The sequence below is a fragment of the Actinopolyspora sabaoui genome (assembly GCF_051225635.1).
Taxonomy (GTDB): domain Bacteria; phylum Actinomycetota; class Actinomycetes; order Mycobacteriales; family Pseudonocardiaceae; genus Actinopolyspora.
Window position 1 is genome coordinate 56,055 of the sequence record NZ_JBMIHH010000011.1, and the last position, 13,409, is coordinate 69,463.

At 68.6% G+C, this 13,409-nt stretch carries 8 protein-coding genes; 3 read left to right on the plus strand and 5 right to left on the minus strand.

What is annotated here, in order from left to right; translation table 11 throughout:
* Positions 1–7 precede the first annotated feature (7 nt).
* Together ACOQFL_RS19295 and ACOQFL_RS19300 are read right to left on the minus strand one after the other, a co-directional pair.
* The gene (locus tag ACOQFL_RS19295; protein WP_435545599.1) at positions 8–2,461 is read right to left on the minus strand and encodes an ArnT family glycosyltransferase; all 2,454 of its coding nucleotides are present in this window, start codon (positions 2,459–2,461) and stop codon (positions 8–10) included.
* Positions 2,458–3,726 (minus strand): bifunctional glycosyltransferase family 2/GtrA family protein, encoded by a 1,269-nt coding sequence (locus ACOQFL_RS19300; protein ID WP_435545600.1) that lies wholly within the window; start codon positions 3,724–3,726, stop codon positions 2,458–2,460. Before ACOQFL_RS19300 ends, ACOQFL_RS19295 begins: the two co-directional genes overlap by 4 nt.
* A 546-nt stretch (positions 3,727–4,272) precedes the next feature.
* On the opposite strand from ACOQFL_RS19300, the gene ACOQFL_RS19305 reads away from it, so the two are divergent.
* A complete protein-coding gene (locus ACOQFL_RS19305) occupies positions 4,273–4,755 on the plus strand; it encodes an NUDIX hydrolase (protein ID WP_435545601.1) in 483 nt (160 codons plus the stop codon).
* Between the two features lie 55 nt (positions 4,756–4,810).
* On the opposite strand, the gene ACOQFL_RS19310 is transcribed toward ACOQFL_RS19305, so the two are convergent.
* Positions 4,811–5,266, minus strand: a complete 456-nt coding sequence (locus ACOQFL_RS19310; protein WP_435545602.1) for a DUF4442 domain-containing protein — start codon at positions 5,264–5,266, stop codon at positions 4,811–4,813.
* Positions 5,267–5,494: 228 nt separating this feature from the next.
* Here ACOQFL_RS19310 and ACOQFL_RS19315 point away from each other — a divergent pair, with 228 nt between their 5' ends.
* Both ACOQFL_RS19315 and ACOQFL_RS19320 read left to right on the plus strand, forming a co-directional pair.
* Positions 5,495–6,991, plus strand: coding sequence for a potassium/proton antiporter (locus tag ACOQFL_RS19315; protein WP_435545603.1), 1,497 nt, complete (start codon positions 5,495–5,497; stop codon positions 6,989–6,991).
* Between the two features lie 635 nt (positions 6,992–7,626).
* Positions 7,627–9,135, plus strand: coding sequence for a S8 family serine peptidase (locus ACOQFL_RS19320; RefSeq protein WP_435545604.1), 1,509 nt, complete (start codon positions 7,627–7,629; stop codon positions 9,133–9,135).
* Between the two features lie 319 nt (positions 9,136–9,454).
* Here ACOQFL_RS19320 and ACOQFL_RS19325 read toward each other — a convergent pair whose 3' ends face one another.
* Together ACOQFL_RS19325 and ACOQFL_RS19330 are read right to left on the minus strand one after the other, a co-directional pair.
* The gene (locus ACOQFL_RS19325; RefSeq protein WP_435545605.1) at positions 9,455–12,337 is read right to left on the minus strand and encodes a helix-turn-helix transcriptional regulator; all 2,883 of its coding nucleotides are present in this window, start codon (positions 12,335–12,337) and stop codon (positions 9,455–9,457) included.
* Between the two features lie 225 nt (positions 12,338–12,562).
* Positions 12,563–13,348: a sulfite exporter TauE/SafE family protein gene (locus ACOQFL_RS19330; protein WP_435545606.1), complete on the minus strand. Its 786-nt coding sequence runs from the start codon at positions 13,346–13,348 to the stop codon at positions 12,563–12,565.
* Between the last annotated feature and the right edge of the window lie 61 nt (positions 13,349–13,409).

The window sequence follows — 13,409 nt, forward strand, 5'->3', positions numbered from 1 at the left end:
CGGTCCTTCACTCACACTCGTACAGCGTCGACGCCTGAACCATGCCCGAGTTCGATCCGCTCGAACCGGATCCGGGCGCGTCACCGTCGTCGCTGTTCTGACTGCCGGTCTCGCTCCGACTGTCGCTCAGGTATTCGGAGGAGTCCACCTCGGAGCAGTTCTGCTCGATCCACTCGCTCCGTTGCTGGGAGTAGCCGTCGCCACCGGGGCCACCGCCCCGGCCGTCCGAACCGAGGACGTAACGTAGTTCGCCGTTGTCGGTCCACTCCGCCAACTGGGACACCGAGGGAGCGTTGTCACTGCCGGTGAAACCGCCCATGCCGATGACCGTGGCGTCGCTGTTCAGGATAAACGACGAGGCGGACATGGAGCCGCCGCTGATCGCCAGCTTGATGCGAGCCGACCCCGAATGCTGAATCGCGTAGTCCAGGATCGCCTGTTGCCGGTCGCTCAGCGAGGAGCCGTTCCGGATCCTGATCGGGCTGCCGCCTCCGACGGAACCACCGGACCTGTAACCGGACCGGCCCTGATTCCCGGACTGCCCCTGGTTGCCGGATTGCCCGCTGTCGGAACCGTTCCCCGGCTGGCCGGGCATAACCCGCCCACTGCCGGTGCCACCGGCCCCGTTGCCCGACTGACCGTTGTTCGCGCCGTTCCCCTGCCCGGACATGCCGGGAGGCGTGTTCCCGTTCCCGAACGGACCGTTGCCGCCCCGGCCACCGGCGGTGGCACCGCCGAATCCGCTGATGTTCGACGGTCCCGCCGTCGGGTTCGTACCGCCCATGTCGGAGGAACCACCGGTCGACTCGCTGATCGCCCAGGCACCCGGCGCGAGCAACACGGCCACCATCGAGCAAGCCGCGGCCGGCGGCAACAGCCGGGACCACTTCCAGCCGATGGTCAACAGCACGACGGCCAGTGCCCCGACGCCGAGCACCGCCCAGGCCAGCCAGCCCATCCAGTCGGGAGTGCGCCGGATGATCACTGCCGCCCAGCAGACGGTCGCCACCACGCCGAGTACGCCGACGGCGGGTATCCAGCGGGACCCCGCGCGATGGGCGCGTACCAACAGCACCACCAGGCCGCCGCACAGTGCTGCCACGGCGGGCGCGAGCTGGGTCGTGTAGTAAGGATGGATCGTGCCCTGCTGGAACGAGAAGACCGCTCCACAGACCAGCAGCCACAGCCCCCAGAGGGTCCAACCACTGGCAGCCGGCGGTTCTCCCACGGTCCGATCACCGCTGCGCCGCAGCAGGCCGACCGTGCCGGCCAACAGCAGCGCGATCAGGCAAAGTGGCAGCAGCCAGCTGATCTGACCGGCCAGCTGGTCGTTGAACAGCCGCAGTGGCCCGGTGCTTCCCGCGAAACCGCCACCGGGGCCACCGCCCTGGCCGCCGCCTCCACCGGGAAGCTCACCCGTGCCGCCGGGAAGACCGTTCGAACCGTTCGCCGAGCCACTGCCGGAACCGTTACCGGACCCAGTGGCGCCGCCACCCGGGCCGCCGGGTCCGCCACCGCCGGGCCCCTCGCCGCCGAATATGCGGCCGAGGCCGTTGTAGCCGATGACCAGGCTCCACGCCGAGCCGTCCTCACTTCCACCGATGTAGGGGTGATCACCCGGCCAGAACCCGACCATCGCGACCCACCACAGCGAGGAGACCAGCAGCGACACCGCCGCTGCCGCCAGCTGCGCCAGCTTCGTCCCCCAGCCGAACCGGGAGCCGAGCAACCAGACCACGGCGAAAGCGGGCACGACCATCCAGGCCGCCAGCATCTTGGTGAGGAAGCCACAGCCGATCAGCGCAGCCGCCCCGCACAGCCACAGCGTGGCGTCCCGGCTCCGAGCGGCATGCAACGCGCGGGTCAGCGCGTAGGCGGCCGCCACCAGGAACAGCATCAGCAGCGGATCGGGGTTGTTGTCCCGGTTGATCGCCACTGTGATGGGGGTCAGCGTCAGCACCAGGGCAGCGATCAGCCCCGCGATCTCACCGGCCCAGCGCCGTACCGTGCGGTGCAGCAGCAGTACGGTGAGCACGCCCTCGACCACCTGCGGCAGGATCAGTGCCCAACCCTGCATGCCGAAGATCTTGCTGCTGATCACCTGCGGCCACAGTGCGGCCGGTGGCTTGTCGACGGTGACGACTCCCGCCGGGTCGAACGAGCCGAACAGGAAGTTCACCCAGCTTTCGCCCATCGACTTCACCGCGGCCGAGTAGTAGGTGTTTCCCCAGCCCAGCGAGCCGATCGCCCAGCCGTACAGTCCGGCCGCGAGTATCAGGATCGCCCCCAGCGCGATCCTCGGCCACAGGGAACCGCTCGCGGCGCGGTGCTCGGTGGGGCACTGTTCATCTGCTCCGCGTTCACCTACTTCGGGTCCACCTCTCTCTGCCGCCTCGGTGATGGTTCCCGAGATCCGCGTGGAACCCATGTGGTTGTCGTCCTCCGTTGTTTCGGTACTCAATTCGTCTCACCACTTTCCTGCCGTGGTGAGCTGGAGTCGTCGCGGCGGAAAACCGTGGTCCGCAGCAGCAGGAAGCGAATGGCGGTGACCAGCACGGAAGCGCATGCCAACACCACTGATTCCGCGGCGGGGGAGGCGTTGCCCGCCGCCGAGTCGTAGAGCAGCACGGCCGCCGAGGTCACCAGGTAGCCGAGCAGGAACAGCCCGCCCGCGCCGATGTGGGCCCGGCCCACGCCGGTCTGGGAGTCCCGGAAGGACAACCTCCGGTTCGCCTCCGTGTTCAGGATCGTCAGCACCAGCAACGAGACGAAGTTGGCCGCCACCGCGGGCCACCACTGGCGCAGCAGCCAGTACAGCACCGCTTGGCCGATGGTGGAGAACACCCCGATCAGCGCGAACCAGCCGACCTGGCCGAACAGGCGGGAGCGCTTGGACTTCGGAGCCAGCACCGCGTCGGGGTGCTCGGAGGTGACCGGGCCCCGCGAGGAAACGGCGACGCGGGCGGCGCCGGTGCTCTTGCGGCGGGCGATCCGCCAGAGCCCGCGCAGGTCGTCCACCGCGGTGTTGAACACCTTCACCCTGCTGTCGGTGTCCTCGACCCAGTCGACCGGGACCTCGTGGATCCGCAGCCCGTTGTACTCGGCCAACAGCAGTAGTTCGGTGTCGAAGAACCACTCGTCGTCGTTGGTGGCATGCAGCAGCGGACGCAGCGCGGCGGTACGGACGGCCTTGAAGCCGCACTGCGCGTCGCTGAATCGGCTACCGTGCGTGATCCTGATCAGCTTGTTGTAGCACCGCGAGATCAACTCGCGCCGCGGTCCCCTGACGGTACGGGCAGCGGGGGCGAGCCTGCTGCCGATGGCCATGTCGGAGTGGCCACTGGCCAGCGGCGCGACCAGCGGCAGCAGGCCGTCCAGCCCGGTGGACAGGTCAACGTCCATGTAGACCGCGATGTCGGCGTCGGTGTTTCCCCAGGCTGTGCGCAGCGCGAGCCCGCGCCCCTTGCGATCGAGCCGCAGGCAGTCGACCCCCTTCATCTCCTCCGAGAGCTGTTCGGCCACTCGGGGGGTGTTGTCGGTGCTCGCGTTGTCCACGATCGTGATGCGCCAGGGAAACGGGAAGTCGTTTCGCAACCGTTCGTGTAACGTCGTGACACAGCCGCGCAGTGCGCGTTCCTCGTTGTAAACCGGGATGACGAGGTCCACCGTGCTCGGGCCCAGCCTCGGGGAGGTGGTCCCCGGTGAGGCTTGTTCGGTCGGCGCCACTGGCTCCTGGTAGGGAAATTGGAACGTCGCCCCACAGCGCTCGGGACTTGTCGGACTCGCGGTCATGGCTCCTCTTACGGAAAGATCGGCTCGGATCTGTCTGACGGATGCGGGGACATCCGTGGGCCCGTTACCGACTCTGGTCCGTCCAGCTGGGTGCGGGCGGGGCCACGACTGGGAATTCGCCGAGAGTCCTTGGGGGCGACTGATGTCGGCTCGGTTCGCGAGGCGGTGCGGGTGGCGGAACCTCTCGCACGGCTCTCGCTGCGGGTCCGGAGACATCGGGTAGGTACACACGACGTCTCCGGCGTCCTCGCGAGAGCCGCACGGGAGGACCCGCGGCGGCGCCGACTGTGGGGGTGGCCGGAGTTCGCCCTGCGGGGGTGGCTGGAGTGCCGCCCGCGGGAGTGGTGGGAGCGCGACCCGCGAGAGGTTGGTCGGGGGTTCGGCTCCGCGTCGAAGCGGCGCGGCGATTTCGCGAGAAATCGACGCCCGGCTCCGCCGTGCCGCCCCGCCGGCGCGGCGATTTCGTGGGAATTTGACGTCGTGGGCAGAACCAGCGCCGGGATACTGGTCTTCCGGAGAGGCGAGAATGGTGCCGAGGTGCTGCTCGGTCACATGGGTGGTCCCCTCTGGGGAAACCGCGACGAGGGGGCCTGGTCGGTGCCCAAGGGTGAGTACACCCCCGAGGAGACGGCCTGGGAGGCAGCCAGGCGGGAATTCCGCGAGGAGCTGGGGATGGAGCCGCCGGACGGACGTTTCGAGTCACTGGGCAGCGCACTGCAGTCGAACGGCAAGGTCGTCACGGTCTGGGCGGTGCCGGGCGAGATCGATCCGCGTTCGATGGTGCCCGGCACCTTCACCATGGAATGGCCGAGAGGCTCGGGCCGGTTTCGGGAGTTCTCGGAGCTCGACCGCGTCGCCTGGTTCGACCTCGTGCGGGCGAGGTCACGGATACTGCCCGCTCAGCGGGTGTTCCTCGAACGGCTCGCGGACCTGCTCGAAGCCGATCCCGGCGAGTGGGACTGACAGACCGGCCGTCGAGGACTGCGAGTCGCGAACAGCCGCTGGGGCGACCTGGGACTCAGGAGTCGTTCGGCCGCAGCGTCCAGTACACCGTCATCTCACCGGTCGTGTTCTGTTCGTCGTCCCGGATGGTGCAGTGCACCGGAAACTCGGGGCGGATTCCGCCGTCGAGTTCGGCGCGCACCTCCTCGATCTCACGGCCGAGTACCGCTTCGGCGGTCAGGTCGCCCAGCGCGAGCTTACGGTAGGCGATCTCGCTGCGGGCGACGAGCGGTGTGGCACGCTCCAGCAGCGGCGTAAAAGCGGCCAGCGTCACCGCACCGGAGGCGGTCTCGGCGAGCCCGAACATCACGGCCGCATGCGGGCCGCCCACGTGGTTGCGCTGTTCCGGCACGTCGCGAAGCGAGCACACGACTCGCTGCCGCTCCAGTTCGGAGAATTCGATTCCCGCCGTGGAAACCCAGGGCACGGTCTTGTTCATCGCGTCGGCGACCCAGTCGAAATCGGCTGTCATGCCGCGTTATGTTACTGTACGGTAGCTTTCTTGGGTAGTATCGGGGTGCGGCGCCACCCGCCGCAGTGCCGGTGGCACGAGCTCCCGTCACACCACGGCGGTCTTGTCGCTGCCGCGTGTTTCCGGTGATCTTGGTGTACTGGATGGCCGACCCACCGTTGCGGGACGAGGCGCGTGCCGGGGCTCGCCACCGTCGAGGGTGGCATCCGGCCGAGAATCGGGGACGAGATGAGCCTGCAGGAGCTCTACCTGGCCCTTTTCGCGGGCGGTCTGGTCCTGCTGGCCGGTATCGTCGCCACCAGGTTCGCCGCCCGGATCGGGCTGCCCAGCCTGCTGCTGTTCCTGGTGCTGGGGATGCTCCTGGGGGAGGACGGCCTGGGGATCGAACTCGACGATCCGCAGTTGGCGCAGAACCTCGGCACCGCCGCGTTGGCCGTCATCCTGGTAGAGGGCGGGCTGACCACCAAGTGGTCCGATGTCTCCAGGGTGCTCGCTCCCGCCGGTGCGCTGGCCACCCTCGGTGTCGGAATCAGCGCGGGGGTCACGGCGTTGGCGGCGAACCTGCTGCTGGGGCTCGATTGGCAGCTGGCACTGCTGCTCGGCGCGATCGTGTCCTCCACCGACGCGGCGGCGGTTTTCTCGGTGCTGCGCGTACTGCCCATTCCCAGGCGCGCCGCCGGGCTGCTCGAGGCCGAGTCCGGTTTCAACGACGCGCCCACGGTGATTCTCGTCGTGCTGCTCAGCTCCACCCCCCTGGTGCTGAATCCGTGGCACGTGGCCGGGTCATTGCTTTACCAACTCGGAGTCGGCGCGCTGCTCGGGCTGCTGCTCGGGAGTATCGGGGCCGTCGCGCTGCCGCGCGTAGCGCTGCCCGCCTCGGGGTTGTATCCGCTGGCCATATTCGGCTTGGGAGCGCTGGCGTTCGCCGCCGCGGGCGTGGCACAGGCCAGCGGATTCATCGCGGCCTACCTGGCGGGTGTGGTGTTGGCCAACGCCGGACTGCCGCACCGTTCAGCCACCCGCTCGTTCGCCGAGGGGCTCGGCTGGCTGGCCCAGATCGGACTGTTCGTGCTGTTGGGGCTGCTGGTCGATCCCAGCGAGCTCTACTTCGAGGCACTGTCCGCGCTCGTGATCGGCTCCGTGCTGCTATTGGTGGCGCGTCCGCTCGCGGTTGCGGGCTCGCTGCTGCCGTTCCGGGTTCCCTGGCGCGAGCACGCCTTCCTGTCCTGGGCGGGATTGCGCGGAGCCGTTCCCATCGTGTTGGCCACTTTCCCGGTGGTCGCTGGGGTACGGGGCAGTGACCGGCTGGTCGACATCGTGTTCGTGCTGGTCGTTGTCTTCACCCTCGTGCAGGGGCCGAGCCTGCGTCCGGTGGCTCGACTGCTGGGAATCATAACCCCGGAGGGCGCCCGTGAGGTGCGGGTCGAGTCGGCACCGCTGGACGTGCTCGACGCGGAACTGCTGACCGTTTCCGTCCCGGAGGGATCGCGGCTGCACTATGTCACGGTCATGGAACTGCAGCTGCCCGAGCCGAGCGTGATCGCCCTGTTGGTCCGTGGCGGAGCCGTGTTCGTGCCGCAGCCCGAGAGCAGGATCGAGGTCGGTGACCAGCTGCTGATCGTGACCACCAGTACCGAGCGTGTGGCGACCGAGCGCAGGCTCCGGGCCGTTGGGCGGCGGGGGCGGTTGGCCTACTGGTTCGGCGAGTACGGCGAACTCGCTTAGCGGTCGCCGAGCGCCCCGGATCGTCAATTTCGCGCGAAATCGCCGGTGCGGAAGGGGTGGGGTGGGTTTCGGAGGAGAATGCTTTACACCTTCGGGTGAGTATCGGGCGTGCCCTACGAGTTTTCCTCGGTTTTCCGATACCGTATTTCCCGGTTTTCCTGGCTGTTGGGAAAACTGTCAACTCCGTGCGCACCGCGAAATCTCTGTGGCGCGGGCCGCGGAATGGACGAAGCTGTGAATCGATTCGTTCCTACCGGAGAGTAAGGGTTTCGTGTTGTGACAACAGTATTAAAGTCCCTGGTGTCCGGAGTGAATCGTGTTTCCGATCCGGTTCGGCCAGGATCTCCGCGCGATTCGTCGGAGTCCGCCGAGTTTCGCCGCGAATGCGGTGGGCACGAGAACTGATTACCACCATCGGGGCTCGCCCGTCGGTGAATTCCGGGAACGGCGGGCCCCATTCCGTAAGTACCCGTACCCACGGTTTCACGGATTGTTCCTCGGCGATCGTGGAACGATCGTTCTGGGCACTGTTCACCGCCACTTCACCGGAGTCGGGTCTCGAAGCCCCCGGGGCGTGTGCGGTGGACGGAAACCGTTCCCGCCGCTCGAAAGCGGCGCGATCAGCAGGAGGAACGATGCAGCACCCGACAACGGGACGGCGCAGGCTGGCGGGTCTGTGCCTGGGCGCCGCCGTGGCGACATCCTTCGGTCTGGCCACGGCACTGCCCGCGCAGGCCGCGACGGGCGAGATCAGGAACGCCGATGCCGAGTCGGCCGTGGCAGGCGAGTACATCGTCGTCTTCGAGGACGCCGCGGCCACCGGCCCCGGTGGCGTGAGCGCGGCCGCCACCGATCTCAGCCAACGCTACGGCGGCGAGGTCCAGCGGACCTACGAAACCGCGTTGCGCGGCTACTCCGCGGCGATGGACGAGGCGGCGGCCGAGCGGTTGGCGGCGGATCCCAGTGTCAAGTACGTCGAGCAGAACCGCCGCGTGCACGCGCTCGGTACCCAGGACAACCCGCCCTCGTACGGGCTCGACCGGATCGACCAGCGCGATCTCCCGCTGGACGACTCCTACACCTACCCCAACGGGGGTGAGGGAGTCACGGCCTACGTGATCGACACCGGTATCCGGACCAGCCACGAGACCTTCGGCGGTCGTGCCTCCAGCGGTTACGACTTCGTCGACGGTGACGCCGTGGCCAACGACTGCAACGGGCACGGCACGCACGTGGCGGGCACCGTCGGCGGTAACGAGTACGGTGTCGCCAAGAACGTCGACCTGGTCGGCGTGCGCGTGCTGGACTGCCAGGGCAGCGGCTCCTACGCGGGTGTCATCGACGGCATCGACTGGGTCACCCAGAACGCCGACGGTCCCGCCGCGGCCAACATGAGCCTGGGCGGTTCCGCCAGCAGCGCGGTGGACGACGCGGTGAGCAGCTCGATCGCCGCCGGGGTCACCTACGGCATCGCCGCCGGGAATTCCGCCGCCGACGCCTGCGACTACTCGCCCGCCAGGGTCGAGGAAGCCATCACCGTCGGTGCCACCAACAGCCAGGACGCCGAGGCGAGCTACTCCAACTACGGTGACTGCCTGGACATCTACGCTCCCGGCAGCAACATCACCTCCGCCTGGATCGGCAGCGACACCGACACCAACACGATCAGTGGTACCTCCATGGCAACCCCGCACGTCGTGGGTGCCGCCGCGCTGCTGCTGGCCGAAACTCCTTCCGCGAGTCCGGCACAGGTTCGCGACAGCATGGTGAACAACGCCAGTACCGGCAAGATCTCCGGCATCGGCGCCGGGTCGCCCAACAAGCTGCTCTACGTGGGTGAGAGCGACGGCGGGGACCCGCAACCGCCGGAGAACAGCGCACCCACGGCTTCGTTCACCGTCAACTGCACCACCGCGGGCTGTGACTTCGACGCCACCGGCTCCACTGACTCGGACGGTTCCGTGGCGGGCTACTCCTGGCAGTTCGGTGACGGTGCCACCGCCACCGGCAGCACCACCAGCCACAGCTACGGCGGTGGCCAGTTCACCGCGACGCTGACCGTAACCGACAACGAGGGTGCCACCGGCTCGTCCACGCACCGGATCGACTGCTACGACTTCGGTACGGTGTACTGCTTCGCCTGAGCACCGGCCCTGTCGGGCACGTCCGAAGGGGACCTTCCGCCGAGCCCCGGCGGGAGGTCCCTCGCGCGTCGGAGGGGCTCGTCGTGAGCTCCGGCCCCGCTTCCGGCTCGGCCCGGCTGGCAAGGGGCGGCGTCAATTTCTCGCGAAATTGTCGGAGAGGTGAGGCGGTGTGGCGCGCCCGGCGTCAATTTCTCGCGAAATCGCCGGGCCTCGATGCGGGCCGCACCTAACTATCCGAGGTCGGGTCACCCGCGGCGAGAGCCCGCGAGAGGTTCCGCCAAGAGATCGTCCACGACGACCGAGCCGGAGACCCTGCCGGTCAATAGGTCCGGATCTCGGTGCGAGAGGTGAGTCCCAATTTCCGAATCACCTTCGCCACGTGCTGCTCCACGGTCCGCGGTGACAGGAAAAGCAGCGTGGCTATCTCCCGGTTCGTGTTTCCCAGCCCCACCAGCCTCGCCACGTCGCGCTCCCGAGGCGAGAGCTCGGCACCGTACCCCTTGCGTCCCCGCCGCGACGAGGGCGGCGAAACACCGCGGTCGCGCAGCAGTTGTCTGCAGCGTGCGGCGTCCCTGCTCGCACCCAGCCGTTCGAAAGCATCGAGCACTTCGAACATTCGCGCCACGGCGGAGTCGTCCCCGGAACGGAGCTGGTGTGCGACGAGACGTTCCCGGGCGAGGGCAGCGCTGTACGGCTGCGGCAGTGCCGCGTAGCCCGCCCGGGCCGTTTCCCACCAGTCGGCCGCCCCGGAGAATTCCCCCGCACTCTCGCAGCGGATCGCCCGGGCCGCCGCCGTGGTCGGAGCGGCCAGCGGACTCCGACGTTTCGCGGTGGCGACGGCGAACTCGTCGATCAGCTGTTCGGCCTCGGCCTCCCTGCCGAGTAGGTCGTAGGCAGCCACGGCGTTGGGCAGCAGCTCGTTCGCCCAGATCCAGATTCCCTTGCGTCGCACTACCCATACCGCGTGATCCGCCGCGTTCACCGCCCCGGCCGAGTCCCCGCGCAGCAGTCGCATCCGGACCCGGCTCGCCCCGGCCGCGATCACCACCGGAGTGAAGGAGTCGTCCGGAGTGTCCACTCCGGTGGCGGCGAGGCGCAGCTCGGCGGTTTTCCAGTCTCCCCGCGTGACGGCGTCCATTCCCAGCACCAGTGCGAGCTCCACCGCCACCGGTCGCAGTTGTCCGTGGTCCCGCAGCAGCCGTTCCGCGTTCTCGACGAGTTCCTCCCACGCGCCGGTCATCCGGCGCAGTCGGATCTCGGTGCTGCGCAGTGTGCTGTCCAGATAAGGGCTGCCGCCCGCCGCACGGGCGAGCTCGCGTGCCTCGGTCAGATGCTCGCGGGCCGCCGAGTACTCACCCAACCACGTGTAAGCGTCGGCGAGGTTGCCGTGGAGCCGCGCGATGTGATGAAGCTCCGGACCCGCCCCGCTCGGGGGAGGCAGCCGTTCGAAGTGCCGCCACGCCGCCGTGGACTCGCCGCCGAACATCCGGCTGGGAAGCACGTGGGCGAGCAATTCCGACCGCACCGCCGTGCTCCCGGCTTCGTCGAGCGCGGCTTCCACCCGGCTGCTCCATTCGGCACACCGCTCGTACGGCGTGGTTCCCACGTGTGCCTGCGCCAGCGCCGCCATGCCCACCGCGGCCCGCTCCGGCAGCTCCCGCAGTTCCGTCGCTGCCAGCTCCAGCTCGCCGCGCGCCCTTCCCGGGCAGTCGCTCTGCCGCAGCAACAGCAGACCCAGGCTGAGACGCACCTCGCCCCGCGCCGTTTCGGAGAGCCGCTGGTCGGACAACACCCGCCGCAACGCGGCCGAAACCGGGGGTTGCCCGAGCCCGTCGAGCGCGGCCCATCCGAAGCGCACCGCGAGTCGATCGACGTCGCTCGTCGCCAGTGAAGGTTCGTCGAGCAGCGAGCACAGCAGTTCCGTGGCGGTGGCGATGTCGCCCGTCTCGATCGCACGGTCGGCCGCTGCCGTTCCGTAGTACAGCCAGTCCGCGACTCTGCCGCAGGCCTTGCTGTGTTCGGCGAGCCGGATCAGCGGTGGTCGCTCCTGTTCGGACAAAAGCCGCAGGGCGCGTTCGTGCAGTTCGCGGCGTTCCGGTCCGGTGAGGGTGTCGTGGGCCGCCTGACGTGCCAGGCAGTGCCGGAATCCGTAACGCAGGTTCTCGTCCTCGTGCAGCACGTTGGCGCGCAGCGCCCGAACGATCCGGTGCGCCGCGTCGGGCACGCCCGCGATCCGTCCCAGCAGCCCGGCCTCGGCCGGAGTTCCCAGTACCGCCGCCGCGTGCACCAGGCGCGTCACCGGCTCGGGCAGTGCTCCCAACCGCTCGGCCATCGAGTCACGCAGCAGCACCGGAACGTCGAATTGTTCGAGCGTTTTCAACTCTCCGGCCGAGCAGGATCTTCGCTCGCGCTGCGCGCGCAGTGTGGGCAGCGTCTCGGCCACGACGAACGGAAGTCCGGCCGTCCGTTCGTGCAGTTCCCGCGCGAACTCCGTTTCGACGGATTCCGTTCCCAGCAGGTGCGCGGCCATCGTGCCCACCTGCTCGATGTTCAACGGACGCAGCGTCATCACCGTGCTACGCGCCCGTCGTGGATGTCGGTAGGCCGTTCCCAGTGGAACGCCACCGGCCAGTTCCTCACGGCGGTAGCTCAGCACGAGGGTCAGCTCGTCGGGCGGATCGCTGATCAGGAACCGCAGCAGTTCCCTCGTTCCCTCATCGGCCCAGTGCAGGTCTTCGATCACGAGGACCGCGGGAGTGCTCGCCTCGAGCAGCGCGTGGATGCCGCGGAACAACCGGTGTCGTTCCGCCGCCGTGTCACCGAGGGGCTCCGGGGGTGGTGGCAGGAACTCGCCCAGTTCGGGGAGCAGGCCGCGGAGCGCGCCGGTGACGGGGTTGAGGCGTTCGGGGGCGGGAAGCGGGTCGAGGGTGCGTAACGCGTCGATCACCGGCCCGTAGGGGAAGGGGTCCTGGAGTGGCTGGCAGGCCCCGTCCAGGACGGTGCGCCCGATCGCGGGGCGTTCCAGTGACTCGCGGATCAGGCGTGTTTTGCCCACGCCCGCTTCCCCCTCCAGCAGCAGCACGGCAGGTGGGGACAGCACCAGCTCCGTGACGGTTTCGAGTTCTTCCGCACGGCCCACCAGTACCGGTGGGGTTCGGTTCGTCACGGTGAACGGTTCGGGCGGAGGAGTACTGCCGAACATGCGAACCCCTCCCGCGTTCGAGTGGCGTCGGGGCCGGGTCAAGTGAAGTAACGGGAAGCGTATCCCTCTAAAGAATGAAAAACGACATCCTTAAGAGTGATCTTCGTTACCGGTATTACCGAGGTTTCGCCGGCGGGCATCGGAAGGAGGTGGGTTCGCCCACAGTGGGCGTAACCAGGTCCGGGGTGGGGAAACTTCCCGTGCTAACCGGCTCCGCTCCCGGCATCAACCGCCCAACGCCGACGGGTCGGCCAATGCCGCGATGCCCACACCGACAGCGATCACCAGCACCACGTAGCCGAACCAGTGCCGGATGGTCTCCGCCCGCAGCCGCGCGGTCAGCCGCGCGGCCAGTGTCGAGACCACCAGCGCGGTGACCGCGAACGCCAGCACCACCGGATACTCGATCTCGTCAATGACACCGGAGTGCGCTGCCAGCCCGGCCAGCGAGTTGATCAGCACCACCAGCAGCGAAGTGGCGACGGCCTGCTGTGCGGCCAGTCCCAGCAACAGGGTCAGGGCGGGGACCACCACGAAACCGCCGCCCACCCCGAACAACCCGGTCAACGCTCCGACACCCGCACCGCTCAGCAGCGATTTCGGCAGGCAGCTGCGCCACTCGACGCCGCCGGTGTCGGTGCGGCAGGAGCCGCTCACGGTTTCTCCACCCGTGAGCATCCGAACCGCGACCACCACCATGAGCACCGCGAACGACAACAACAGCCAGCGGTCCGGCAGTAACCTGCCCAGCGCTGCGCCCCCGAACGCGGCCGGAACCCCGGCCGCGCCGAACACCAGCGCCACCGGCCAGAGCACCTTCTCGCGCCGAGCTCGGGGCAACAGCCCACCGATCGCCGAGATCGCCACGATCAACAGCGAGGCCGGTATGGCTATCCGCAGCGGTAGGCCGACGCCGTAGACCAACGCCGGGACCGCCAGGATCGAACCGCCGGCGCCGAGCAGTCCCATCGCCAGCCCGATGACCACCCCGAACGCGAGCGCCGCGATCATTTCGCTTCCCGCCGCGATACGCGCCGGCGCGTTCGCCTCTCCGTGGTGGCGTCATACCGGG